The sequence below is a fragment of the Photobacterium toruni genome, from assembly GCF_024529955.1.
Taxonomy (GTDB): Bacteria; Pseudomonadota; Gammaproteobacteria; order Enterobacterales; family Vibrionaceae; genus Photobacterium; species Photobacterium toruni.
Map to the genome: position 1 here is coordinate 22668 of NZ_AP024856.1, position 25622 is coordinate 48289.

At 39.9% G+C, this 25622-nt stretch carries 20 protein-coding genes, 1 pseudogene and 1 CRISPR repeat array; of the genes and pseudogenes, 3 read left to right on the plus strand and 18 right to left on the minus strand.

Going from position 1 to position 25622, the window contains the following annotated elements; all coding sequences use genetic code 11:
* Positions 1-69 precede the first annotated feature (69 nt).
* From OC457_RS19385 to OC457_RS19435, 11 genes are all read right to left on the minus strand, one after another.
* A complete protein-coding gene (locus tag OC457_RS19385; RefSeq protein WP_080175954.1) occupies positions 70-447 on the minus strand; it encodes a hypothetical protein in 378 nt (125 codons plus the stop codon).
* A 1258-nt stretch (positions 448-1705) separates the two neighbouring features.
* Positions 1706-3307 (minus strand): GTPase, encoded by a 1602-nt coding sequence (locus OC457_RS19390; RefSeq protein WP_080175956.1) that lies wholly within the window; start codon positions 3305-3307, stop codon positions 1706-1708.
* Positions 3300-5078 carry a dynamin family protein gene (locus tag OC457_RS19395; protein WP_159447877.1) on the minus strand — a complete coding sequence of 593 codons (1779 nt, stop codon included), beginning with the start codon at positions 5076-5078 and terminating at the stop codon, positions 3300-3302. The genes OC457_RS19390 and OC457_RS19395 overlap by 8 nt, the downstream gene beginning before the upstream one ends.
* Positions 5079-5080: 2 nt before the next feature.
* Positions 5081-5566, minus strand: coding sequence for a hypothetical protein (locus OC457_RS19400; RefSeq protein WP_080175958.1), 486 nt, complete (start codon positions 5564-5566; stop codon positions 5081-5083).
* A gap of 10 nt (positions 5567-5576) precedes the next feature.
* Positions 5577-6401: a GTPase gene (locus tag OC457_RS19405; protein ID WP_159447878.1), complete on the minus strand. Its 825-nt coding sequence runs from the start codon at positions 6399-6401 to the stop codon at positions 5577-5579.
* Between the two features lie 958 nt (positions 6402-7359).
* Positions 7360-7659 carry a CRISPR-associated endonuclease Cas2 gene (gene cas2, locus OC457_RS19410; RefSeq protein ID WP_080175960.1) on the minus strand — a complete coding sequence of 100 codons (300 nt, stop codon included), beginning with the start codon at positions 7657-7659 and terminating at the stop codon, positions 7360-7362.
* Entirely contained in the window at positions 7649-8557 is a 909-nt protein-coding gene (gene cas1, locus OC457_RS19415) for a CRISPR-associated endonuclease Cas1 (protein WP_080175961.1), read from the minus strand. Before cas1 ends, cas2 begins: the two co-directional genes overlap by 11 nt.
* A 209-nt stretch (positions 8558-8766) precedes the next feature.
* A complete protein-coding gene (gene csm6, locus OC457_RS19420) occupies positions 8767-10383 on the minus strand; it encodes a CRISPR-associated ring nuclease Csm6 (RefSeq protein WP_080175962.1) in 1617 nt (538 codons plus the stop codon).
* A 15-nt stretch (positions 10384-10398) separates the two neighbouring features.
* Positions 10399-10764, minus strand: a complete 366-nt coding sequence (locus OC457_RS19425; protein WP_080175963.1) for a hypothetical protein — start codon at positions 10762-10764, stop codon at positions 10399-10401.
* Between the two features lie 85 nt (positions 10765-10849).
* Entirely contained in the window at positions 10850-11545 is a 696-nt protein-coding gene (locus tag OC457_RS19430) for a GTPase family protein (RefSeq protein ID WP_210436105.1), read from the minus strand.
* A 51-nt stretch (positions 11546-11596) separates the two neighbouring features.
* Entirely contained in the window at positions 11597-12595 is a 999-nt protein-coding gene (locus tag OC457_RS19435) for a GTPase family protein (RefSeq protein ID WP_080175964.1), read from the minus strand.
* Positions 12596-12860: 265 nt separating this feature from the next.
* On the opposite strand from OC457_RS19435, the gene OC457_RS19440 reads away from it, so the two are divergent.
* Complete coding sequence (locus tag OC457_RS19440; protein WP_080175965.1) at positions 12861-16175, plus strand: AAA domain-containing protein; 3315 nt, start codon at positions 12861-12863, stop codon at positions 16173-16175.
* 609 nt (positions 16176-16784) lie between these two features.
* Positions 16785-17107: direct repeats of the CRISPR family, unit length 37 nt; unit sequence GTCAGAAATGACATGCCCTGCTTGAAGGGATTAAGAC.
* 48 nt (positions 17108-17155) lie between these two features.
* Here the strand turns inward: OC457_RS19440 and OC457_RS19445 are convergent.
* The 7 genes from OC457_RS19445 to OC457_RS19475 form a co-directional block, all read right to left on the minus strand.
* Complete coding sequence (locus OC457_RS19445) at positions 17156-17794, minus strand: HD domain-containing protein (protein ID WP_080175966.1); 639 nt, start codon at positions 17792-17794, stop codon at positions 17156-17158.
* An 11-nt stretch (positions 17795-17805) separates the two neighbouring features.
* Positions 17806-19512, minus strand: a complete 1707-nt coding sequence (locus tag OC457_RS19450) for a radical SAM protein (protein WP_159447879.1) — start codon at positions 19510-19512, stop codon at positions 17806-17808.
* An 80-nt stretch (positions 19513-19592) separates the two neighbouring features.
* Positions 19593-20621, minus strand: a complete 1029-nt coding sequence (locus OC457_RS19455; RefSeq protein ID WP_080175968.1) for a hypothetical protein — start codon at positions 20619-20621, stop codon at positions 19593-19595.
* 98 nt (positions 20622-20719) lie between these two features.
* Positions 20720-20878, minus strand: a complete 159-nt coding sequence (locus OC457_RS19460; protein WP_159447880.1) for a hypothetical protein — start codon at positions 20876-20878, stop codon at positions 20720-20722.
* Between the two features lie 437 nt (positions 20879-21315).
* Positions 21316-22302, minus strand: a complete 987-nt coding sequence (locus OC457_RS19465; protein WP_080175969.1) for a protein kinase domain-containing protein — start codon at positions 22300-22302, stop codon at positions 21316-21318.
* Between the two features lie 60 nt (positions 22303-22362).
* Positions 22363-23259 (minus strand): PP2C family serine/threonine-protein phosphatase, encoded by an 897-nt coding sequence (locus tag OC457_RS19470; RefSeq protein WP_080175970.1) that lies wholly within the window; start codon positions 23257-23259, stop codon positions 22363-22365.
* A gap of 70 nt (positions 23260-23329) precedes the next feature.
* Positions 23330-24001: a vWA domain-containing protein gene (locus OC457_RS19475; protein ID WP_080175971.1), complete on the minus strand. Its 672-nt coding sequence runs from the start codon at positions 23999-24001 to the stop codon at positions 23330-23332.
* Between the two features lie 403 nt (positions 24002-24404).
* Here OC457_RS19475 and OC457_RS19480 point away from each other — a divergent pair.
* Together OC457_RS19480 and OC457_RS19485 are read left to right on the plus strand one after the other, a co-directional pair.
* Positions 24405-25092, plus strand: a pseudogene (locus tag OC457_RS19480) (IS91 family transposase); the annotation flags it as partial.
* 296 nt (positions 25093-25388) lie between these two features.
* Positions 25389-25601 carry a hypothetical protein gene (locus OC457_RS19485; protein ID WP_080175974.1) on the plus strand — a complete coding sequence of 71 codons (213 nt, stop codon included), beginning with the start codon at positions 25389-25391 and terminating at the stop codon, positions 25599-25601.
* Positions 25602-25622 lie beyond the last annotated feature (21 nt).

Below are 25622 nucleotides of genomic sequence, written 5' to 3' on the forward strand. Positions count from 1 at the left end.
ACCTTATTAGGAATAAAATTAATAATACGCCTAATTATTTATAACTTAATGATTTTGATATTTATTTGCTTAAAAATATTGAGATATACGATAAGATGCATATTTTTCCACCATTTCAGGTACAAGTATTAACAATACAGCGCGTAAAAAACCGCCATCATTGTTATTAATGCTCTTTTTTACTAGCTTAGTTTCTAAACACACACCATAAGGAAAAGAGATTGGGGTGTCTTTTTGTTGCCAATAATCAGCAACGGGAAATAATAAACAGCTAAAAGTACCTAACTGCTCAGTATTGGGTTGTTCATTATTACGTAAGATTTGCACATACAAACCGTGGTATTGATCTTGCCATAGTTGATAGGCCAACCGCCCTTCTCCGCGTAATTTAGGGGCATATTGGACATCATTAATAAGAGTAAATTGTAACCGTACTGGAATAAGCATCGCGCTTGTTACCTTGCTATTTATCAATGGGCATATATTAACGCTTTATGCACATTAACTTGATAAGACAAGTTTGTGTTGCTTCACGAGCTTGAACAATCTGTTATGTATAAACACCAATTTTTATCTTTAAAAATAAAAATTCTTGCAAACAATAAATGGCAATACTGTTTTATTACCCCATAAAACTCTGCCACATTCACAAGTTTATACATTTAACATAAAATTAACATAGTTTTTTACAGTATTTGGGAAATAATCATGCCAACAAAAAAATATTAAATATAAGCCATTGATTATTATAATTACAAAATAAACTGGTACTTATTTTGCTTTATTTATAAATTTTCTCCGTGTTTAAAACGCTTGTTTGAATGAATAGTTGCCTTTTATCATTCAATGGCTTAGAATTTTGTCTTGTCAGAAATGACATGCCCTGCTTGAAGGGATTAAGACTGTTGCCGTCTTGATTTAGTGACTGCTCGTATTTGTCAGAAATGACATGCCCTGCTTGAAGGGATTAAGACGCCTGCTCAAGACTCTTATGACTTGGCATAACCATGGTCAGAAATGACATGCCCTGCTTGAAGGGATTAAGACAAAGACATCATTGCCCGTGTCAATATCAATCACGTCAGAAATGACATGCCCTGCTTGAAGGGATAAAAAAAGACCGCTTAGAAGCCTCTAAGCGGTCTTTTTTTATTTCTACTTTACGTCTCTAACGAATGCTGTGCATGTTTTCAAGAAACTTATTTAATAAACCTAACTTTTCAAATAACAAATTAAAGTCTTTCTCATTAACCTCTAACATCGAATACGAATTGTATTTATTTGAATAGTAAGGATAGCGCAGATTATTATGGACAAAATTATATTTAATATTACCTAACACGTAGGTTTGTAATTGAAGCGTAATTTGTTTTTTAACTATATCGTTAGTGCTGCAAATCTCAATTAAAAACGTCACCGCATCATCAAGTGAATGAGTCCGATTACGATCTCTGAAATACGCTAGTCGCTATTTTTCTTTGCTGCTGCTAGCAAAAACACACGCGATCATGATGGCGAAGCACACAATATTATCTAATAGATATAAAACAAAAACCACTCAACACCGAGAGTTATTATATAACTCTCGGTGCTTTAGCGCTTGTTAGTTGAAAGCATATACGCGGATTTTAATCATCTCGTAATGGCTTTACTCTGCATATTAACTGTTTTAAAACTAACGGTTAATTGCAATATGATCACTACATCATGCATTGAGTAACGGCTTCAATTGTTGTTGTATACGATGCAAATGCTGACAATGATCATCTAATGCCTCATCGGTGGTGTGTAGCCCCTGTGCTTGTTGCTGCAATGTTGCCAATAATGGTGTAAAGCATTCATCGACAACCGAGACCACAGCCTTCCGTCCAGCATCAATCACATTGTCAGTCAATTTAATCGCTTGTTGCTCTAATGCGATTTGATGTTGCTGCTCGGCATAACGGGCTTTTTGTTCTTCCACGCACGCTTTACGGTAATCCCAAATTCCCGTCACCACATCAATGGCAGGACCAACAAACGGCACAACCCGTTGCCCAATTTTTTCCATAGAGCGTTTACCAATACCTTTAAAAAGCTCAGGAAACCATGCTTTACCTTGCTTTAACACCTTGATCACAGAGTATTTCACTAACTCATCACTAAGCAGTTGCTTGCCGCCTTGTTGCTTTACCACCTCTTTTAAAGAATCAAAAATGGTATCACCCAACGAAGCGTCATTGTCTGCAAGGCCATCGCGTTGCCATGATATATCAACATCAAATTGTTGAATCAACACTTCCATTTGCTGCTCTAATTGCGTCGCGCACGCATGTACCTCGGTTACGATTTTATCATTTAACTCACCTTGCCATTGCGCAGTTAACGCTTGAGCCCGCTCCTGATCACCACACACCATGGCTTGCTGGTATTGTGCTTTTAAGTAGCCTTTGCTTTTGTCGCAATGGTGCAATAAATGCGTTTGTACTGCGGCTTGTTTTTGTTCAATCGCCTGTATTAACTGAGCAAGGTGTGTTAACGCCTCGTCATTAAGTGATGCCGATACACTTTGCTGCGCCTGTTGCAACAAGCCATTAAATTGATACGCTAAGGTTCGTGCCATTTGTTGTTGATCAGTTTGTTGGATCACGGCAATCAACTGGCGCTCTAACGGCTCAATGCCACTGAAAGCCAGCAACGCCTGATCGCCGCTTTGTTTAGCCATAAATGCTAATTGGGCGTTGATCATAAAATGATGACAACGATCTAACCGCGTCAATAACGCAGGTTGCTCACTTAAATGCAACCGCAAGTAATTCAAAAAGCGCTGTCTAATGGCGATGATGTCGCTATCCGCTTCGCTTTGCCCATCAAATGCATTAAGCACAAACACCAAGGTTTTGTTCTTATCTAAAATACGTTCGATTTCACAATAGGTTTGTTTTTCTTCTAACACACCACGGCTACCGATCACAAATACCACCACATCAGATTTTTCCAATTGCTCACGACTGATAACTTCATGTTCAATGGGAGCGTCAATCCCTGGCGTATCAAGCAACTCAATATCGCCCAATGAATACGCCGTCACCGCATCTGTGGTGGGAATATCATCACAACGCGCCAGCGCTTTCCCCGCAAGGGCATTGATCAAAGTGCTTTTGCCGGCGTTATACACCCCATAGACCATCACCTTAGGGCTCGGTTTGGCTTGACGCTCGGCAAGCTCGTTGTCAAAGTTAGTTACTGCTGCACTAGAAACCCAATCGACAAGCAATGGTCGAACGTCGCGGTACATGCTCTCTAACGAGGAAAAAGCATTAAACATGGTCGATCTCCTGTTGTTGTTTGATAATGGTTTTTTTCACGTTATTAAGTTGCTGCATTTGACGTTGCCAGTGATTGACAATCGGATCGACATACTGTGTCTTTAACTGCCCTTGATAACGTTCGATATCTTGTTGTGTCTGGTGTTCGACCCAATCAAGCAAGCGTTCTTTGACTTGTTCACGATTATCTCCAACATCAATAGTGACATTCTCATACGACTCACTGGTAAAATAATCGCCCGCTGCACCACATAAAGATGCAGCAACTGCCGATCCTAAAGGTCCTCCAACAAAAAATCCGCCGATGCCCCCTAATACAGCCAATACAGTGCGATTACGTACTTTTTTACGTTGTGTCACACAAATTTGACCTTGCTTGGTGCGACGCGAAAAACCGATGTTGTCCATGTTATCAGTGAGCTGCACAACGCAGTCCAGCATCTCTGCGGTACATTTTTCTATAACAGGTTGGTAGTAATGGGTAAAAATTCGATGATAATGCGTTTGCATCGCTTGCATCATCGCTTGGCTATCTTGGCTGTCAGCACAGTGTTCAACCACATTATCGATCTCGGCACAGACATCGCGAATAATATTCAATGCGGCACTGTTGCTATGATCGAGAAACCGTTGTTGTTGGTGGGTTAATGTTTCTATCCCTTGTGCCAGCGGTTGAATGATCACATCGATTGCAATCGAAGCATCTGCACTCAACAGATCATCATACAATCGCCTTAATTGCTGAATAGGGGCATTCTTTTTCAAGGTAATGGCTTCTGAATCTAAAGTGTTATTTAACACACTAAAGAAATCTTCCATGCCCGATGCTGTCATTGCTTCATCACTATTGTCTTGTAACTCAGCGTAACGCACCGACACCGAACTCACCGATGGCTCAGGCGCATGTAAGTTATGTTGATCGAGCATCTGAGCAAACTGTTGCTTTAAATATGCTTGCTGTTTTTGTTGATCTTCACACGTTTTCATTATCAATTTTTTCTGATAACGACCATCTATTACTTCAAAGTCATAAATGTCAGATTGCGTCAGTAGCAACAAAATGCGTTTGCCTTTTTTTATTAACGCTTGCAGCTCTGCCAGATCCGATGCTCTTGCCGGTTGAGCTGAATTCATCGGATACAAAATCAGATCCGCTGCTTCGACATATTTTTGTGTCAGCTCTCCATTTTTATCGGTCACCGAGTGCAATCCGGGGGAATCAATAAAACTCAAACCAGGAATATGCACCCCTTGAATGCTGGCGGTGGTTTCAGCCTGTCCGACTCGAAATCCCTGAGCAAGGGTTTCTGCTTGAGTAAACTCAGTGTTCGTTTCATAGTTAAAAAATTGCGGCTCAATCCCTAAAGCTTGCAGTTGCGCGATGTCTGCTGGTGTTGGCTCGGTGCTGCCTGATACCACATAATTACCTAGCGCACTTTTGCCTGCTTTCACTTTGCCACACACAAAGACTAATAAGCTGTCATCGATTCCACTGCGCAATGCTAACTGTGCCTGATACGATGCGACTTGCTGTTGCCAGTCAGTTAAACGCTGCGTAATTTGTAAAACGTTCTCCTGTAAAACCGCTTGAATAGGATCGTTTTTATTGGCATTTTTTGCCAACGTTACCGTACTATCGATAACGATTTGCATCTGCGAAATCAAGGCAGCTTGCTTGTGATTGATGCGTTGATTGAGATCAGAAAACTGAGATGACAACCCGTTGCAACGCTGAAAAAATTGCTGATGGGCACTGGATAAATTCGCCATACTTACTCCTTGCGCTGTAATTGCTCTAAGGCAGTGTGCAATTGATTTAAACGCTGAAACTGTTTTTGCTGATCTGCTTTTAAATCGCAGCGATAACATACGCTGATTTGACAAAGCTCAGATAATGCCTCTAATGCTGAATCACTGTCATACACTGGCTTTTCACTAAAGCTTGATAATGCGCGTTGATTTAAAGGTGAGGTCAACTCAACGTTGGTGTGATCATGCAATAATGATTCAATCTCACTATTCACCGTACGACACAGTTGGGCTTGACGTTTTTTCTCACGTTGTTGGCGTTGGACGCGCTGTTGTTGCTGCTCCTGTTCTTGCTGACGCTGCTGCGCTTGCTGGTATTGCTGCTCACGATTATTAGAAGAGGAGGAAGATGAAGATGAAGATGAAGATGAGCTTGTATCATCATCCATGATCGCGTCATATATTTTTTTCCCACCATATACAAGAGGAACAATAGCTAACCACCACATAAATATCTCCTTAACCTTGAGGGTGCATTTGTTGAATCGACCGCTGAATGGTTTTAACCTGTGCCACAAATTGCTTTTTACGCGCTTGCTGTTGTTTAATCAGCGGCAGTAATGCGGTCTGTGCTTGTTCGACTTCACGTAATAACTCACTGATCATCTGCTGTTGTTTGTTTTTACGGTGTTGCACCAATTTTTTCTTCATTCGATGGGCGCGACGCTCAATGTGTTGACGCAACACTCCAATGCCACTTTCACGGATCAAAATTGGCTCATTGAGTTTGACACCTTGCTGATACATCAGATTGGAAACCAAAAATGATCGAATATTTTGATTGAGCGCTTGCTGCAATTGGCGAGTTATTTCTTCACACAATGGCTGACACTCTTCTTCTGCCCCTGTCAGTACCACTAATACCGAGCCTTGATCATTATGAGCATGATACAAACGTTGCCACTGAGCTAAATCGTCTTTTTGCAACGATCCGGCATTGAGTCTATGCACCAAAACCAACATATCCGCCTTCTCGGCAGCAAGGGTCGCCAAGTAGGTGTCGTTGCCATTCACATCTAGTCCAGGGGTGTCGATATAACACACATCCCCTTGTTGCCAATGACGGATCTCTCGCGTTTCGGGTACATCATTAATGGGAAAGTACGGTGGTGTCAGCTGTTCAGTAAGGCTGCACAACAACGCACTTTTACCAACGTTATAACTGCCAAATACCGCAATATTAACGTGGTTTGATGGCGCTGATAACGCTCGCCATTTTTTCATCCAATCGGGGTGATGGGGTAACACGCTCACGATCAAACGTTGCATTTTCGTTTGCTTCATATCGCTCTCCTTGTTATCGATTGATGTCATCATCATAACTCGATGCCAGTGCAGGTATTGTGTTCACAAGTTTGTCTGGCATTAATGGTATTTTTTTATAGGAAGACAAAATTGTGGGCTAGAAGTCTTATGGACTAGAAATGGAAATGAGTGGCGATTTCAGGGTGAAACAAATACAGTAAAACGATTTAATTCAATCAATTACACTAATTATTGTTATAGTGACAAATAAAAACCGTCTGCTATTACAGTCATATTGCAACGAAATAATCTTGAAGCGATACTCAGGCGATTATTCTAACGGCTCACACAGATTGACTCGATTGCGATTACTCACGCACATTTACAAGATATTATCTATCAACACCAATTTTTATCTTTTAAAATAAAAATTCTTGCAAACAATAAATGGCAATACTGTTTTATTACCCCATAAAATGCTAACATATTCACAATCTTATATATTTAACATAAAATTAACACAGTTTTTTACAGCATTTGGGAAATAATCATGCCAACAAAATAATAATCCATATAAGCTATTGATTATTATAATCACAAAATAAACTGGTACTTATTTTGCTTTATTTATAAATTTTCCTCGTGTTTAAAACGCTTGTTTGAATGAATAGTTGCCTTTTATCATTCAATGGCTTAGAATTTTGTCTTGTCAGAAATGACATGCCCTGCTTGAAGGGATTAAGACAGTTTTCATTTTAATACTCTCTTTATTAATGATTAGGTCAGAAATGACATGCCCTGCTTGAAGGGATTAAGACTTAAATGTGCTCATTTTAAATCCCTTACCTATAAGTCAGAAATGACATGCCCTGCTTGAAGGGATTAAGACTCTTCACGGCGATCGCGTTTAGCCTTACGCTTAGGTCAGAAATGACATGCCCTGCTTGAAGGGATAAAAAAACCGACATTAATGTCGGTTTTTTCGTATCAGTCGTACCTAAAACACAAACCCAGTGAGCCGTTCATCACTGTGGTACAGCGGCCATTGGGTATTATCCCCCCAGTGAAAACTACCCGCCGGTGTTGAAAAAGGCAGACATAACAAACGATCTTGCTGTTTATCAACCACCTTCTCTACTTTTTTACAAAATGCCATTTTCTCTGGCGGCGTTAACGCCATCACAAACACCGATTTTTGCAAACACCAGCCCGCCTCACTGCAAAGTTTGTGGGCTTTCTTGAGCCGTTTCGAACAACTAATATCATAACTAAATAACCACAATGGCTTAGGCGACATCACTCAACTCCTGCTGTAACAACACCCGTTTTGCTTTTATTGCCCACTTATGCACCCGTTTTTTATGCTGACGACAAAAACTAAACCATAACGGATAAAACACTTGTTGACCTGCTGCTGTTAGGCGGCATCCCTGTTCGGTATGATGAAAATGTGACGCTGTGATCTGGCCACTTAAAAATAAACCTGCCACCCAATATTCCAATTCACTGCGGGTTAATTCTTTAATATCAAGCAATAAACTATGGCGATAATATCCGGTACTGTGGTGGATCCCTAAGCCGATATCAAATCCTTGCCCTAATAACGCTTTAGCATACAACGGATCTTCTAAGGTGCAGGTAAGAGACACCAGTGCATTAACAGGATCACAAGGCGGTTGACGTTGACGGTGGTTAAAACCAAACGGCGATAATAAAACCGCGAGCTGGTGCCAATAACTGGCGGTCATCCTTGCTTCGGTTAACATCAAGTTATCGGTTAGGGTTAATTGCGCGGCTTGTTCACACCATGCGGCTGAAGGGGAAAGTCCTAACTTTATTAAGGTCTTTTTTTGCCCCTGCATTCGCCCTAACATTAATAATGTCGCTAATTTTTGTTTTACACTGACATCATTGGTTATGGCATATTGATGCAAACGAAAATCACTGCTTGGCGCTTTAAGGGGATACACACACGCTAATTGTTTGATTCGAGAGCCGATTAATAATACTTCAACGCCACATTCAGCCGCCTTGAGTAATACATCAGATTCTAAGCTAACACCTTTAGCAACTACGATTTGACTTAACCCACTCCATGGTAATAATCGCGTGCCTTTTTCAGGGTGGGCACAACGTAACAGACCTTGCTGTAACGATAACTGATAGGCTTTGGCATCAAGCATTAATGTCGACATGACTTATCTCCGTTAAGAATATAAGTTCACTATAACTATGGGTGAGATAAATAGGTGGCAGACAAGTTTGTTGGAAACAGTGACGAACAATGGCTGTTTCAGTGTGAAAATATGAAATTAATGCTCATTAATCATAATAATAGCTATTGATAACGCAGGGGGGGGAGAAAAGCCGATATGATATCGGCTTTCAGGTGATGAATAATAAATTAATCGGTTAAGTTAGACTGAACCCATAGCCCATCACTAAAGACTGGATTGCTACGACCGCGGTAATAGCTCACCGGTTGGTCTTGTTGCCACACTCCCGTAGGGGTAATGATATCGTTGAATTCATTAGACAACACTTTCTTAATTAAACCATTTAATTTACTTTTACGATCACGTAAGAAAGACTTTTCAATACCGACACTATTAACATCGACATTATCAGCATCATAGAACAAGCCACCTTCCACGCTATATTTGAAAAAGTTATCAATGGTTTTTTCATAAGGCTTTAATGCCTGACGTAAGACAGGAGAATTGAAAATAAGATCAAGGCAATCCACTACACTGACATTATCTTCATCATCAAAGTTTTCATGGATAGTCGATAGCTTCGCTTCATCGATACCCTGAATACGTAATAACTCTAATAAAAAGAGGTATCCATAAATAATATCTTTTTCATCATCTAATACCTTACCCTGCTTATAACCATGATCGAATGATTGACGGGCGATCATTGCATAATAAGCCAGCTCCAATTCGTTATTAGAAAAATCAATAACCTTACAAAGCTGATTATTATAACGCACCACTACGATTTTATGGGCTAAATCAAAGTCGAGTTTAAATAAGGCTAACTCTTTCTCAATATCGGCATTAATAGCCAGCAAGCTTTTTTCTTTTTCACTAAGCGTTTGTTGCAGTTGATGAATATCACCTGCTTTATTGTCTGCTTTTTGCTGTAATTTATCATGCACTAACTGCTGACGCTTTTCCTGTACAGTTGATAATTTTTTCTTTAATTTATCGAGTTCTGCTATTTCAATTTTTTCTCGTTGCTGTAGCTGCTCTAAGGTTTGTGAAATACTTTGATAAGTAACTAAATCAGCATAAGACATGGTAACGGCCGTATCTTTTTTCTCAGTATCTTTTTTTATTTTCAGCACATCCGTTTTTGAGAATTCAGATAATACATGTTTACTCATTAATTCACGCTGGCGAATAAAGGGGATGTTTGACAAAACAACATCAATAAATTCTGTTGTTGTTTCGTAACGTCTTTCATTTCTCGTAAATGCATCATCGTAAGGTGTTGGATAGTAAAAATCTGCAACTTCATAATCTGAATCTGTTAATAATACATGACTTAACATATCGTCTTTACGAGCGAATAATGTCATAGCATAACCTAAATAAAAGGTCATGGTTTTACGTCCGCCCGAAATGGAAGCATGAATGGTATTATTTGAATCATCACATAACTGAGCCACCGCCTTCACAATATAATCGGCTAACGCTTCTTGATCAGCTTCAGATCGTGCATCATCAACAAGTTTATTATTGGCATCAGGAACAACGTGAATATTTTTATCTAATGTAAATGTTGGTACGCTATCAATGTGATAATCTTCACATAATTGTTTAATAACGTTATTACCATTTTTATTCGTTTTTAATAATGAATGTTTTAATTGTGTACGACCATAGCAAGTAGTTATCACTTGAATTTCATCGGGCCATGTCAGATTATTTTTATAAATACCGTACAGTGTTTCGGTTAATACCGATGGTGAACCACCGGTGATCGACAACAAGATATGTTTTTTATTTTTCATTATATGTAAACCTTATTAGCGTGCATCAGCACAATATGTTCCCATGACCGATATCTTGGTGATTTTAATTTGAATCTCATCTAAATCGTGTGATAGGTGAATATGTTCATATTCTACATCTAAAAACACACCGTGATAATATTCCCAAGGAAAACAATGGCCATCGATAATATCTTTATAATAAATATTCTCAAATGTGCCATTCGCCATATTGGCAAACGTCATTCCAGAAACCACACGGCCTTCATACTGATGCTTAAATTTCTCGCATCGTAGCACCATGTGGTGAATATTCTGCAAATGATCAGGATGACGCATTAATGCTTCAACATTCTTAATCGCGTATGGCGCAAGCCAAACGGGTAACTGTTCTACTGTCATCGTACAACGCCTCTGTTATCAATAACGCTATTATATTTCAGCTAATAGCACATTTGAGGCAGACAAACTTGTCATCCCCAAAAAACTATTTTCTTGGCAATGCTCGGCGCTGATGGGGAAATTGGTTCACCAAAGCATCCATCAATAGTTCCAAGTGATAACCATGATAAGCACTGTAGCAAATCGGTAATGCAACCGTCTTTCCAGCACTATCGCGTAATCGTTGCTGTACCGAGTGGGCTTTTTGATCTAAAAATTGTGCTAATTGTAGATCGGGTTGTTTTAGCTGATGTTGCCAATGACGGCCTTTCATTGCCACATCGGCTTGGTTTATTGCTACCACTACTCGATCTGCACTGATGTTTTTCATCACCACGTGCTCTAACAATTGCATAGCAGTGCCTAAATCACGACTGCCACCGTCTAAAATCACCAACACTAAATCAATAAAGCCATATTGTTGCTCGTTAACCGTACATGGTTGGCACAATTTTTCGATAATGGCTTTACTGTGGCGCTTATCAGCCTCAAGTCCATCACCCAGCCCGGCAGAATCATGAAAGCGCAAGTACTTGTGCAATGAGTGAGATGAAATCATTTGAGTTTCAGGTTCAACCCCCTCACCTACTTTCGCCACATTGCTGTTCATTAACGCATTAATGGTGCTGCTTTTACCAGTGCCTGTTGCGCCAACCACTAATACATCAATTGGGTATAGCAAGCCTCGATCTTTAATGGTGTGCTCAATATCTTGCAGGCGGTAATCTACTTGCATCATCATTTACTCCTCGGCATAACCCAATGGGTTATGCCTTGTCATCGAATAACAATATTAAAACCAACTAAAAATACGGCTAACAACAGACTTCACGACACCGACTGCACCGCCAAGAACATTACCGACAACACGACCAATTTTTTCACCAACATTACCCGCAAGATCATAACCACGATCGCCAAACCAATCAGCCCCACTCTCAGCAACGTCTAAAATAGAATCAATAAATGACTCTCGCACTTGCTGCCCATAATTTTCTAGCTGATCGCTATAACTAAAATTGGTCTTACTGTTGATGTCTTGTAAATACACCGCTCGCTTTTCTGGCTTGGTGTGGCGCAGAATAAACGCTAAGAGTTTCGACAAGTTATAAGGCTGTTGAATATCATTGGCTTCTTTATAACCCGCAGAATAATAAATAGGCACAACATCAACCCCTGTCGCTTCTTTAATACGGCGTGAGGTAGATGAGACTTTGTCATTCAAAAACTCAAGCAAAGTATTATCAGGCATATTGGTTTTATGATCCCAATGACGACCTTTCATTGCCATATCAGCCTGATTAATCGCCACCAATAACCGGCTGTTATCGTCGCCTAAGTTAGGAATGATGACGCTATTAATTAATTCAAATGACGTGCCTAAATCACGGCTGCTACCGTCTAAAATCACCAACACCAAATCAATTAGCATCTCGCCGTTATCATCTTTTTCATACAGCTTGTTAATGATGTTTTTAGCATGGTGCTTATCCGCTTCAAGCCCGTCGCCCAAGCCAGGAGAATCAAACACCACCACATTATTCATTTCAAACTTTTGAATGGTCATGGTTTCAGGATCAACACCTTGACCGACTTTAGCCTGATCAAAATTAAACATCGCATTAATGGTGGATGACTTACCGCAACCTGTTGCGCCTGTTACCAATAAGTTGACCTTGGTCTGTTTCAACTTCGCAAGGTTACGTAATACCTGATTTTTCTCGGCTTCATTAATATCATCAGCACAATTAATACTACTGATAATATCGTCTAGGTAATGCTCATTCGTCATTGTTGACTCCTTGGTCGTGTTATCGCTCAGCGATTCAATAACGAAAGAATACGTCAATATTATTTATAATTATTGACGACAAATTTGTCTGATATTTACGAAAATTATTGATATTGGCTTTTATCAGGTCTTAGTTTACAGCGTGAGATACGCTGTTTCTTAAATAGAAATAACACCACATATTATGCAATAATAACGCTATCGCCTAACTATAATATGTCTATAAATCAGAGCATTATTTATACGACTATCGGAATAATGAAAAATGAAAAGCATCATCGCTTCCATTGCCAATGTATTCAAAAAAAGAAAAATCACTGATGTGACACAAAAACAAAATACAGACACACAACGTTGCTTAAACATTTTAAATTACTGGCTAGATTCAGAGCTGTTTGATCTTCCTGAATGTCCGATGGATCCCTCAAAAGATATTATTAGTAAAGCAGCGGATTCTTTTTTACAGCAATGGGGCGAAGAAGCCAACCAACGCTATCTTATGGGTAAACTGGCCTTTAACGAAGACAGCCGTTTACTGGTTATGTTTCAGTGTCACCTTGCTGGGTATTTACTTGAGCCAGAAGAAGCACAACCGAATTATCGTACGCCTCGCACTTTTCTTGTCGCTCAGGCAATGATCCCCTCATGGGATGAGACCGCCCAAACCATTCGCTGGACACGCTCTGATGATGAGCAAGATCTCACCATCAATATGGCAACGATTCGAACGCTCTATCGTAAATGTAATAGCTCGGTACCTAAAAACATGTCTCTTTCTGAATGGATAGATGCGCGTTTAGACACCATTGATACTCGCCTAACAACCACTCTAACACCTTTAGATGATGATCCTGCTTTTACTAGTGAACAGTTAGCTGAAAAAATTCGTCTTATTAATCGAGATCTTGCTAACGAATTTTGGCCTGATCGTGCATCTCGAGAATACATGGTTGAACGATGCAAACCCCTCGACAGTCAATTGGCCGATACCGATAAGCCTTACCAATCACAAAATGGTTTTGTGACGTTCCGTTGGCGTCATTGTTTTTTCCAAGATAACAATACCATCCAACAACTTGGTCCATTTTTCGTTCAAGATCTCGAACATATGATCCAATGTGTCGAAAAAAATGGCGTCGAGCAGGGGTTATCAACACCGCTACAGCGGTATTTATTAGGCGCATTAAAACAACAAGAGCTCGGTACGGCTGCAGAGCATGGTGAGCAATATCTGCCTCTGACCAACCATTTATTACAAGGTCGCTGGCCCGAGAATAAACAATACGGTTTAACCTTATTACAAACCGTTGCGGTTAATGTTGCCACAGACCAAAAGCACAATCCTGTCGTTGCCGTAAATGGACCACCAGGTACGGGTAAAACAACGCTATTAAAAGACATCATTGCCGATCATTATGTTAAACGCACACAGACGTTGTTGGCATTAGCACAAGAAAAAAAAGAGGACTGGTTTGACTCTAACGCCTATCAAGCTATCTTAGCCCATAGCATGATTGTCGCATCCAGTAACAATAAAGCGGTTGAGAATATCTCTAAAGAGCTACCATCGTTAGGTAAAATCGACAGTGAATATCAGCCCCAGACCGCTTGCTTTAAATCCGTTGCACCTCAAGGTGATTGGGGATTATTTTGTGCGGTATTAGGCAACAGCACTAATCGTAAAAACTTTAAAGGCCAAATTAATAAATTAAACAAACACTTAAAAAGTCGTCATGATCACTATCAAATAAGCCACTTTTATTATTCTTTAAAAAAAGCGTCACTCGATGAGAGACAAGCGATTATTGCGCGTTTCATTACTCAATGGCACCAAGATAACGTGCTTAACGCGGTGATCACAGAAATAGAACAAAGTAGTGCTTATAAACAAGCAGATAAATTCTTTAAACCACTCTGTTTGTCATTAACAAAAATTGCTGATGATGAGCTAGATATCGTCACCTTAGCGCAAAATTGGAGTCAATACGATGACGATAATTGGCAATATGCATTAGATGGTTTAGATCGCTTAAAACGACAATGGTGGGCGCGAAAACTCGCTCAACAGCAGCTTGATCATAAATTAACACAAGCAACTCTCGATCTTAAGCAAGCCGATGAAAATTGGCAACAGATCAGCATCGATATACACAAAAACCACAACAAAACCAAGTGGGGACTAGATTCACCGCGTTACCTTTCAAATAAAAACGACTATCTTTGCCAAGCCAATGAACAACTCACGGATGCCGAAAAGCGCATACAACAAGCGTCCCCTTTTGGCAGTGCTGAAATAAACCATGTGCGTAGTGAATTATTCATTAAAAGTTTAGCTTATACAGAAGCCTTAATTGAAGCTAACAGTAGTGCCTTTACTGAACAGGATTGGAAAGATCTCAATGCACTGATTGACGGTAAACTTACCTCAAATGAAAAAGAGCCATACCATGCGCGTTTATGGTCATTACTGTTTTTATTCTTTCCTGTTTTAAGCTCATCGTTAGCCTCTGCCGAAAATCAATTTCGGCTGATGCAAAAAGCAAACGGGTTTGGGTTGGTAATGTTTGATGAATCAGGCCAAGCGGTGAATTATCATGTAGCGGGCTTACTTCAGCGTTGTCGTCAGGCCATTTTTGTGGGCGATCCGATCCAACTTGAACCTGTAGTGACAATGCCTGCCAATATCGATCGCGCCTTAGCGGAAGATTTTATTCCGTTAAGTCAGCATGCCGAAGAAACACGCTGGGGGGATAATTATTTGATCAGCCAATCATCTGCTCAAAGTGTTGCCGATCTTGCAGGTAACTTTATGGCTAAAATAGGTGATCGCCAAGTGGGTATTCCTCTTTTAGTTCATCGCCGTTGTTGTGAGCCCATGTTCACTATTGCCAATAAAATCGCTTACGATAATAAGATGGTTTTAGCTTCTCAGCCATTTAAATGGCATGCCATCCAAAGTGGTTGGATCAATATCGCAGAAACAGCCCCGATCCACTCGCAAGGCTATTTCAATACTCAAGAGGCTGAAAGCGCGCTCGCAGTCACGCGATTCTTATGTGAGACTCAACCCGAGATGGTAAAAGGGGGTGTTTATATCATCACTCCATTTAGTAAAATGCGAGCAACATTAATGAAGGTGTGGAAAACACAAGCCGCCGATCCTAATCATCATCACTGGATGCGGGCTGCTTTTGGCGATAAACCCTCCCATGATCTCAACCTTTTTGCGACAGAGAATATTGGCACAGTGCATACCTTCCAAGGTAAAGAAGCATCAACAGTCTTGATCTGTACAGCAGCATCACAAATTAGAAAAAATACTGGCGGGATCACTTGGGTTAACAGTAAGCCCAATTTACTTAATGTTGCCGTCACACGGGCTAAACACCATTTATTCGTACTCGGTGATCAAAAAGACTGGCAACATGGCGCCATGTCGAGTGAATTGCAGAGTGATGGTATGACGTGTTATGCCGATCTCAATGCTTTTTATCAAGCCGTTGCGACACCATTAGAGGCGCATCAAAAGACAGTTAAAAGTAGCAAAGAATATAATGATGAAAGCTTCGCATTGTATTAGTGCGTAAATAGCCATTATAAAAATAACGTGAGATAACCGTCTATAACTTCGGCTCTCTTTATAATCGTTATAAACACAAAAACGACACTCGAGCGTCGTTTTTGTGTTATTTCATTCTAAATAAAATCAATCATCTTCCGTTTTAGCTTCTACAGCACCGATCCCACCGCCAACGACAACACTCACGATAGCGCCAATCGTGGTTACCGTACCAACCGCACCAAAAAAGGCAATTTCACCCTGAAACGCAGCCTATAATTACATAACAATCAATAGGTTAAGTTAAAAAATAGCAAGAAAAACCAAGGGTGATAGTACAACTTACCCCCTTCCAACAGCCAGATAAATAACTATTTAAACAAATAAAACAGCATGAACCACGGCCGCATTAACAATTAGTCATATTTAACATAAATTTAACACTTATTTTCTCAACTTTCGGGAAATATTCATGCCAACAGAAATATATTTTATTTAAGCCATTGATTATTATTAGTAATAAATTAATTGGCATTGATATTGCTTTATTTATAAATTTTTCCCGTGTTTTAAACGCTTGTTTGAATCAGATCTTGCCTTTTATTATTCAATGGCTTAGAATTTTGTCTTGTCAGAAATGACATGCCCTGCTTGAAGGGATTAAGACGACCCTTATTGGTTGAGTTAGATTTATTTGCTGGTCAGAAATGACATGCCCTGCTTGAAGGGATTAAGACTGCTGCGATGATCTGGCTTAATTCCAACTCTACTAGTCAGAAATGACATGCCCTGCTTGAAGGGATTAAGACTTAGTGCATCTCCCTTTCTACCATCGTGATGTAAGGTCAGAAATGACATGCCCTGCTTGAAGGGATTAAGACCAGATTGGCTTTAACTTTAACAACTTCTTCTTTATGTCAGAAATGACATGCCCTGCTTGAAGGGATATAAAAAAACCGACATAAATGTCGGTTTTTTTATATCTAGCATCTCAACGTAGATTAAATCTCAGTGGCTAATTGCACCATAAATTGTTCCATAAAGGGTAATCGCTGTTTTGCGATCCGTTTAGCTGAATCAGTATGTAACTGCTCGGGCAAATGGCGCAATTTTTGAAAATAATGATCTAAAATATACCTTTTATCGTTAGGTAAACGTTGATGACAAAACGGATCATCACAATCATATAAGGCTAATTGCTGCGCTCCCCCCACTTGCAAGCAACGGGCAAGACCAATCGCCCCTAATGCATCTAATCGATCTGCATCTTGAACAATTTTAGCTTCAAGCGTTATCGGTATGACTCCCGCACTGTAGCTATGCGCTACAATCGCATGATGTACCTGCGGCAAATAATGCGCAGGATAATCCCATGATTGTAACCATTCAATGGCTTGATCGGCGGCTAAATAGGCACTTTTGGCGCGCAACGGATGTGTTTTAGGGTAACAAACACAATCATGTAACCATGCTGCCGGTAACACGACTTGCCAATTGGCGCTTTCATGTGCCGCTATCTTTTGTGCATTGTTAATAACCCGTAAAATATGGCTAATATCATGCGCTTGATCTGAAACTGCTTGTGCCATGATTTTTTGACGACAATATTCGCCTAATGCTGTTAAACGCTTGTTGTTCATTGCTTTTGATCTTATTGTTGTTGAGCCTGACAGATCACATCAACGATAGGGCTACGAAGTGGAGACAATGCCAACGTCAATTCTGTAAATGGCTTTTCGGTACGTAAAAAGCGTAACCCTGTATCTTGGTTATGGCTAATAGAATAGGCTTGATCTTTACCTTTATAATATTCAAGCGACCATAACAATGTCTGTCCGTTGTGATAACCTTGCTCTTGCATCGCGGTTTGATAACGAGCACGATCCGTAACACGAATACCATCATGCAGAAATTCAGTGCAATGTGCGCCATCGCTATCAATCGTTAACTGCTGATAGACTTCAAGAGCGGTTAAATCGTAACTATTGATCGTTAATTTTCGATAGGTGTAAGACGGTTGTTGATCGGCAATATAATAATGCTCACTAAATTCACGTACACGCTCTAATTGACCCGCCAATAAATGTTCAACTTTTAGTTGTTGCTCTGCCGTTAACAGATAGTAATACGCTTTCTCTTGCTTTGAACTATAGGCTTCTTTAATTAAGATCGGACTATTATCTTGGTAATAACACGCCATTTTATCGATATACTGATCGCCTTCAATAATCGATTGCTTAAGGTTATTCGCGGTTAATGTCAATGCATCTTCTGGACGTAAAAAACACGGAAAAAATTTCATTTCAGCGGTAAAAGTAACCCCACGATTTAAGAAACAAGTATTACAACCACGGGCACAGGGGCAATGTTGTAATTCAACGTCTAAGCCACTTTGTTTATACTGATAGACATCTTTTTTCTGGTTCTGCCACAGCAGTGTTAAATCACTATCTAATGCGTGTTTAACGGCACCAAGCGTATAAAAGTAATGATAAAATTGACGTAAGTTTTCAGTGATCAGTAGTTCAAGAAATTTAACCGCAGACGCGCCACACTGTGCGGCATACTGTAAAATCGCTTCAAGTGCTTCTGTGGATGTATTTAGCCCTTTTAATAACACCACATTTAACTTAAACGGAATACCAGCATCAGCAATCATTGCCATTTTTTGTTTAATATTATCAAGTAGCGCGTCAGAGCCCATTGTTGGCTTTTTGATTCGATGAACAATCGCCAGATAGTCATCATTTAATAAACTATGTAAAGATAAATTAAAGCGAACTTTACCAGGATAAGCATTGAGTCGTTGCAGCATTCTTGGCTGTAAACGCTCACCATTGGTGACTATCGTAATTTCTGGTAAATATCCAATCGCTTCCATGTGATCTAAACACGCTTCAATGCCACGCCAATTTAATAATGGCTCACCACCGGTAAAGGTAAAATCGTCATAACCTAACTCCGCCAGTTGATCGATGATCTCAAAAAAACGCGCGACATCCACTGAATGACGTTTAACATCCATTTCCATGCCTTCTTCATGGCAAAAGAAACAGTGATAATTACACTTCTCTGTTATCGAAAAACGTACCGCCTTTCGGTAAGTAACCGCCTTTTTCCACCCTTTTGGCTCAGGATAATAATGGATTTTATCTAATCGGTGCTCATCAATATGCACACCATCAGCGGTGTTTAAATGGATCGCTGTTACGCCTTGCTCGGCTAAAACTAATTCAATTTTAACTAATGGCGGTAAAATATCGCCATTACATTGTGTAACAACAATCTCAGCCTGATGTTCGTGAATGCTTAATGTGTAATGCAGCCCCATAAAAGGGGAAAGGATATTAAATGACATGCAGTGCTCCTTATTGTTTAAGTTGATATTATCATACAAAAGGCCAAAGATAGACTTCAGCCCTTTGTCGATAACAATCATTACGCTGCGTTTAAACGTCGCATAATATCTTCAATTGCTAAGCCTTTTTGTGCCATTAAACGAATAACATCATCAATATCTTCATCATGTTTCTCAACCATTGCCTGTTTTAAATCATCAACTAGCGCTTGGATCTGCACCATTGTTAATGCTTTAGCTTGAGTAATACGTTGTTCAGAAGTCAACGTCATCAACATTGACATGTCATCTTCGCCAACATGTTGTTGAGCCATACGAGATGGCTTCTTCTGCGCTAATTTTTTAACTGATTTTACTTTTTGCTTATTGTCTTTTGTTAGTGGTTGATCATGTTTAACTGGCATTTGAAACACATCAGCTAAGGCTAACGTCTCTTTCTCTTGATCAATTTCAATCTCTTCAGCAATAAGATCTTTGTCATCACGTTCAGCATCCAGCGCTACCGCGACTTCCTGTTTCGATTTCGCTGAGATCTTACTTTTACTTAATAACTCAGCATAATGAGCAACGGTAGGTAAAATAAAATCAACATGATGTGAAATGTCCTCTTCAATACAGCGCATAACCGAAGGCGTAAGATAACGTCCACCTTTTCGATGACCCAATGCGGTATTAATCGCTTTTTTGATCATTTGCTGACGATGCTCGCCGATCCCATCAACAGACTGTTGCTCAAATACCATCTCTATTTCCTTATCTTGTAAATCTGCCGCCATTAAGCGCATATTTTTCACAATACTGGTGATCATCTTTTCATGACTGCACACATGCGGTTGTTTAGGGTTCGCTTCACAAACTTTCACCGCTAAAGGATATTGTTTTTCGGCGGCGCGTATCATCACCCGTACCTGTGACATAAAATTTTCTAACGCTTTACAATCCGATGGCGTCGAACTGGTAAAAATAGGCTTATCAACCCCTTCGATATGAATTTTCAAATGATTATTTTGTGCTTTTTCATAACGAAATGCGCGAGCGCCGACTAATTTAGCTAATGATCGAATCACTTTCTTTTGATATGCAGAATAAGTACGACTAACAGTTACCATGATATTTCCCTTAATAAATGAACTTAGCTTTAGTATAAGGATTAAAACAATCTTAATAGGGCACACAAACTTGTCGTGTGCCTTTTTAAACAAGGCCGTTATTGGCCAGAGCGGCACTTCATACACCAACTTTGTGAGATCACATGTCCTTGACTGTTAGCACGAAAGCCAAATAAGTGTTGCAGTTGTTGCGGTGTGTTTGCCGTCACATTTTTGTAATGAGGGCAGGTGTGAGGAAGTCGAATTGTATTCGTCATATAAAGCTCCTTAGTTGATTGATGGTGTATTCGCTGTATCAGTAGCGAATGAAGTTATAGTAATCAATTAGAGGAGAGGTAACAGGAAGACAAGTTTGTCTGTCTATAATAGATAATAGCGGCGAGAAATAATGCTTGCCTCTGGTGAAAAAATGGTTATTTCACGCTGAAACAAAAACATAAAATAACAGATATTCAATTAGTTAAATAAATTATAGGGTTGGAGAAGATACATCTTTGACTACTTTTCAATATTAAGAGGGAATAACTCACCGTAACTTTTTATTGTTTAAAACAGATGTTTGAATAAATTATTGCCTTTTACAAATCGAGTAGATCATGTATTTCCTGTCAGAAATGACATGCCCTGCTTAAAGAGATAAAAAACCGACATCGCTGTCGATTTTTTTGGGATCGTTATTCACAGTCCAATGGCATCAGGCTTTATGATCACTGGATTTCACCTCTGTTGGCCACAACTCTCGACTTAAATCCCCTTTATTGTTTTCCAATGACCACTTATATTGCTCAAGTAACGTGATCCACTGTTTCACCCCGACACGCTTGTTGGGATCATGCGCTCCCTCGGTAAAGGTTTGAATAAATGCCGATTTTAACTTAAAGGTTAAATGACTCCACCATGTATACCACGGACCAATCGGGATCGAACCTTGACTGCCAGGGCGAATTTTTTGACCGTAAGGAAAGTGACCTTTTCTTATATTTTCGACGGTACTGGTGCCGCCGATATGCTCATAGGGATGGCGCCCACTCATTAACAGCATGAAACAAATCACCGCCAAAGAAAAACAATCACTTTGTGCATTACGCTCAACATTGCGTAAATTTTTTCCCTGATGCTCTGGCGGGATCATTGCATCTTGACCGACAGGACAAGGGTAGCAGGTTCCGTTATGAACAAACTGATAGCTATCACAATCAATCAAATGAACCTTTTTCGTTAGCGGATCAACCAAAAAATTATCCAAGTTAATATCACCAAGAAAAATATTATGTTGATGTAAGGTATTAACTGTTGAGAGTAGATTGATCAGATACTCTGCTACATCAACCCTGTCTATTCCACCTAAGCGTTGTTTTACCTTTTTGGGGTTACGGAATAAACTGAGCGTCATTCCCGCGACCTTTGGCATCACATAACCTAGCCATTGCTGATGTTGATCAAAAATAGCCATTCGCGGCCAAGCCAGTGGTAACTGCGCCAATTGAGGATGCTGTCGCAGCACATTAATTTGCGCTGTGACTTTAGTTTGGCGTTGTTGTTCATCACGCAACTCAGGATGATACACTTTAGCAACAGCTGCTGGGCGGTGAGTGACATCAAATACCGTGCCCTCTCCTCCGGCCTTAATTTCCTGACCTAATCGCTGCCCTTTACCACATGGATCATAAATATTTGTCATTGCCACTCCCTCTTAAGGCTATTGATACTTAACGATATTTAATGAGAATAATACCAACGATCATTGTTCATTCGCGTTTGCTTTTGGTGCAACAACCATACTTATACTCTTATCATCACCGGAGGTTTTTCCCCATACAGAGGGATCGGATAAAAACTCAAATAGGACTCTGTGTGAGCTCTGCTGTGATAAAAGCGATGCAAAACGTTCAACTAAGGGCGCACTGGTATGGTATTGTAAATTCATTAGCCGCTCTGCCGCGCCATCACTCATAGCGGCAAGCCCTGAGATCTCGGTTGCTGATGCCATGCCATACTGCACATGCGCCATAGTTAATGCTGGATCAACAAAACAAGTATGATTAGCAAACTCTCCCTTTTCAGGCATCACCATCACTTGCCATGCGTGAGTTTCATCATGTTCACATCGACGCAGTAAATAGCCATCTCCGATTTGTAACCAGAAATGATGGTATTTACCCATAATTGCAACTAATAACGTTGAGCGAAAAGCGGTTTCTGGCTGCTGCCAATGAGTAGCAATATCTTTTATGATCCCTTTACTGTGTCGCGCAATAATACTAGCCAAGCGCTCACTGATCTGTTCAGTATCCACATCTTTGGTATCTAACCATTCTGCTAATAACGGCTCTAATGTCATAAAAAGACGTTGCAGTTGTTGGCTTAATGCATTTGAGCCAAAGTGAGACAATTTAGCACTGCCCGCACCATCACAATTAACTACAATGGGACGCAAACGTGTTTGTGCTGATGCTGCATCTTGGCAAGGTTGTCCTGTTACGCTATGACGGTATCCCATCACTGCCTGAGCGACGGCCTGCCATCCTTTTATCTCACAAGATTGATCTTCTTTTTTCGGCACTAAAACAGGCAGTAATAAATACTGTTGCGCTTGTAGTGGAGCGTAGTGACTGGGTATAACATGAGGTTTCGACATTTTATATTCCTAATAATCATCAACCGCCAAGAGGTGAACTATTCACCTCTTGGCGCTATCTGTTTAACCACTAAATATCCAGTGAATCCCAAGATTGGGTGCTTGGCAGACGAATACTGTCACCAGGTGTAGAGGCACTCACGCGCATCATGCTTTGCGATAACCACAAAAAAAACTCTTTAAATTTCAAACCATACAGTTGCTTAGGTGGCATCGCAGAAAATTCAGATAACAGCGATAAGTTAGCGTCTTCACCAATACCGATACACAACACCACCATTTTTTTTGTTTGCGCTAAATTTTTTAATTTTTGCGCGGCAGCCTGCCAGTGATCATTCGGCTCACCGTCTGTCATCAAGACCAACCAAGGCTGATAATAACTCACCCCATTTTGCTGATACTGCTGCTTACGCGCTTCCAATTTTTGAATAGCAAGCTCTACAGCTTCCCCCATCGGAGTCATACCGCAAGCCTCAACACGACCGACATCAATAATATCGTCAACACACGTTAGCGGTTGTACTTGCTCTACTTGATGACCAAATGTCACCACGCCAATCTCAACAGAGCTAGCAGCAACATCATCACTTTTTAATTCAGCGATAAATTGACTTACTCCACGATTAAGCTCATCAATACGACTCCCCCCCATACTTGATGATGCATCTAGCACCAACATACAAGGGCATCGAGGGGCAGGGTTCACAACTAAATCGTTGTGATAATCAAACGTGGTACTCATAACGTCACTCCTATAAAACTGCCAGTGCAGCGAATGAAGTTATAGTAATCAATCAGAGGAGAGGTAACAGGAAGACAAGTTTGTCTGTCTATAATAGATAATAGCGGCGAGAAAGAATGCTTGCCTCTGGTGAAAAATGGTTATTGCACGCTGAAACAAAAATATAAACACAACAATCTCAACATGTTAAATAAACACAAACAAAAAGTAATATCACTATATCGAGATAGAGCGATGCCTCACAGCCTCGCTCCCCCACACCACCCAGCATACGGATCCGTACTGGGCAGTTCGTAACAGTTAAGTGAGTGATAATCTCTGTAATCCAATATTAACAATCCAGCCATATCCCTTTCGAATGTATTGTTTTGCTTGAAATAATGCATGATGAGCTGAATGCTTAGGACGACAAATAAATTTCAATTGCCATATCCATTTATCGATAGCGGAATTCGGCTTAAATCAAAAGGAGGAAGTTAAAACCATTTTCATTTAAGTTTGGTTTGTTAATGAAGCAATGGCGTTATGGGGTCATTAGCCGATTAAGAGCACATTATTCCGTATTAATTTTACCGCCAGAATTGGAGATGGAAGGCAATAGCCCTCAGTCCTAGACTGCATTTTTAGACAGAAACTATAATAGCTATTGGAATGTTAATGTTGCCCAAAATACCACTCATAAGACGCATCCCGCGAAATATTTAGGGAGTTACGTGAAAAAGCTGTCGATAGCGGCTACTCGGTTGGCTGATTACACCGGTGGGGGATGTGACGTTTACTTATCTAGACCACAGAAGTAAAAGCTATAAAGATTTAACCTTAAGCCAAACAGAAATGACGCTGAGGATATTGAACCATGTGCCTGAAAAACACCTCAAAATAATCCGTTATTTTGGTTTTTATCGAACCGTTTACGGGGACGCTTATTGCCATTGATATATAAACAACTCGGACAAGAGGTTGTTACTGCCAAAACCTTTGGTTTTGCAGCGATGATGAAAGCCTTTTTGAAAGTTGATCTATTCAAATGTATTTTATGTGATGCTCGAATGGTATTCACGGGGTTTATAGCAGGATTAAAAATAGGCTAATTAGTCTCAGCGATAGAAAATATCGCGTTACAGAGGCCAATTTCAGGCCGTAGTTAGGGTAAATCTATTCAAAATCAGTGTTTATGATCAAAACTGCTTTAATTCTATTCGAATTTTCTCATTTCTTAATTCATCCATAATGAAAAAGGTCAAAATGACGGTTTGTCTTGGTTTTTTCTTGAGGGATAGTAATCTTTCAGATTCCTATCCATTTAAAATACACATTAAATGTCAAAAATCACGATTTCATTTAGATTTAATATGACGAAACATAAACAACAAAAGATTATTTACTCATGAGTGATTATTCAGATTTTTGTAAAATGTATGGTAGTAGTGCTAATGATCCTGATGTTATGGATAATTGCCTATCAGAACATGCCAATGGTGAAGAGTTTAACAATAATACTATTAAGTGTGTAACAGTATTATTAAATAGTCAGCATCACGATTACTATAACGAGTGGATGAATAAAAATAATTATCGTTTTGAGGATTTGGGTTTATGATAACCTCACATATAATGATAG

Coding starts and splice junctions, on each gene's coding strand:
- OC457_RS19385 (WP_080175954.1), bottom strand. CDS start 447: ATGCTTATTCCAGTACGGTTACAATTTACTCTTATTAATGATGTCCAA.
- OC457_RS19390 (WP_080175956.1), bottom strand. CDS start 3,307: ATGTTTAATGCTTTTTCCTCGTTAGAGAGCATGTACCGCGACGTTCGA.
- OC457_RS19395 (WP_159447877.1), bottom strand. CDS start 5,078: ATGGCGAATTTATCCAGTGCCCATCAGCAATTTTTTCAGCGTTGCAAC.
- OC457_RS19400 (WP_080175958.1), bottom strand. CDS start 5,566: ATGTGGTGGTTAGCTATTGTTCCTCTTGTATATGGTGGGAAAAAAATA.
- OC457_RS19405 (WP_159447878.1), bottom strand. CDS start 6,401: ATGAAGCAAACGAAAATGCAACGTTTGATCGTGAGCGTGTTACCCCAT.
- cas2 (WP_080175960.1), bottom strand. CDS start 7,659: ATGTCGCCTAAGCCATTGTGGTTATTTAGTTATGATATTAGTTGTTCG.
- cas1 (WP_080175961.1), bottom strand. CDS start 8,557: ATGTCGACATTAATGCTTGATGCCAAAGCCTATCAGTTATCGTTACAG.
- csm6 (WP_080175962.1), bottom strand. CDS start 10,383: ATGAAAAATAAAAAACATATCTTGTTGTCGATCACCGGTGGTTCACCA.
- OC457_RS19425 (WP_080175963.1), bottom strand. CDS start 10,764: ATGACAGTAGAACAGTTACCCGTTTGGCTTGCGCCATACGCGATTAAG.
- OC457_RS19430 (WP_210436105.1), bottom strand. CDS start 11,545: ATGATGATGCAAGTAGATTACCGCCTGCAAGATATTGAGCACACCATT.
- OC457_RS19435 (WP_080175964.1), bottom strand. CDS start 12,595: ATGACGAATGAGCATTACCTAGACGATATTATCAGTAGTATTAATTGT.
- OC457_RS19440 (WP_080175965.1), top strand. CDS start 12,861: ATGAAAAGCATCATCGCTTCCATTGCCAATGTATTCAAAAAAAGAAAA.
- OC457_RS19445 (WP_080175966.1), bottom strand. CDS start 17,794: ATGAACAACAAGCGTTTAACAGCATTAGGCGAATATTGTCGTCAAAAA.
- OC457_RS19450 (WP_159447879.1), bottom strand. CDS start 19,512: ATGTCATTTAATATCCTTTCCCCTTTTATGGGGCTGCATTACACATTA.
- OC457_RS19455 (WP_080175968.1), bottom strand. CDS start 20,621: ATGGTAACTGTTAGTCGTACTTATTCTGCATATCAAAAGAAAGTGATT.
- OC457_RS19460 (WP_159447880.1), bottom strand. CDS start 20,878: ATGACGAATACAATTCGACTTCCTCACACCTGCCCTCATTACAAAAAT.
- OC457_RS19465 (WP_080175969.1), bottom strand. CDS start 22,302: ATGACAAATATTTATGATCCATGTGGTAAAGGGCAGCGATTAGGTCAG.
- OC457_RS19470 (WP_080175970.1), bottom strand. CDS start 23,259: ATGTCGAAACCTCATGTTATACCCAGTCACTACGCTCCACTACAAGCG.
- OC457_RS19475 (WP_080175971.1), bottom strand. CDS start 24,001: ATGAGTACCACGTTTGATTATCACAACGATTTAGTTGTGAACCCTGCC.
- OC457_RS19485 (WP_080175974.1), top strand. CDS start 25,389: ATGAGTGATTATTCAGATTTTTGTAAAATGTATGGTAGTAGTGCTAAT.